The organism is Pantoea sp. sgz302252, from assembly GCF_042610525.1.
Classification (GTDB): domain Bacteria; phylum Pseudomonadota; class Gammaproteobacteria; order Enterobacterales; family Enterobacteriaceae; genus Erwinia.
On record NZ_JBHDVM010000006.1, the window covers coordinates 36,081 to 36,574 of the forward strand.

Genomic DNA, 494 nt, shown 5'->3' on the forward strand with positions numbered 1-494 from the left:
CCCCTCGCTGTTTGAAGCGCAGCGCGCCCAGCAATTTTTCCAGTTTTCACTTCAGAGCAGCTCGCCGCTGCGGCTGGCGGTGCGCAGCGAATATCTTTTTCGCGCAACGGATAACGAAACCCTGCACTGGCAAATTGAGCAAAACGGCCGCAGGATCGCGGCAGGCGAACAGCCATTAATGATTGCGCCCGAAGGCGAAGTCGTACTGGAATTGGGCGAACTGCCGTTGCTAACGGGCGAGTTGTGGCTCAATGTCGCCGTTATCCAGCCGCACGCTACGCCATGGTCTGACAAAAACCACCGCGTCGCCTGGGAGCAGTGGCGGCTGCCGTCGCTGCTGGCCGAACCCGAACGCACGATGGATCTCTCTGCGCCCGTTTTAGACCGCAGCGATACGGCTATTGCCATTACGCATGGGCAGCAGCGCTGGCAGTTTTGTCCGCAGCGTGGCGAGCTGGAACAATGGCAGATTGATGGCGTTTCCCAATTGCTTT

1 protein-coding gene is annotated in these 494 nt (G+C 58.9%); it reads left to right on the forward strand.

Features of this window, described 5'->3' with window-relative positions; all coding sequences use genetic code 11:
• Positions 1-494 (forward strand): beta-galactosidase domain 4-containing protein (locus tag ACETPC_RS12430; RefSeq protein ID WP_380181826.1); only part of this gene is annotated, 494 nt, incomplete at both ends.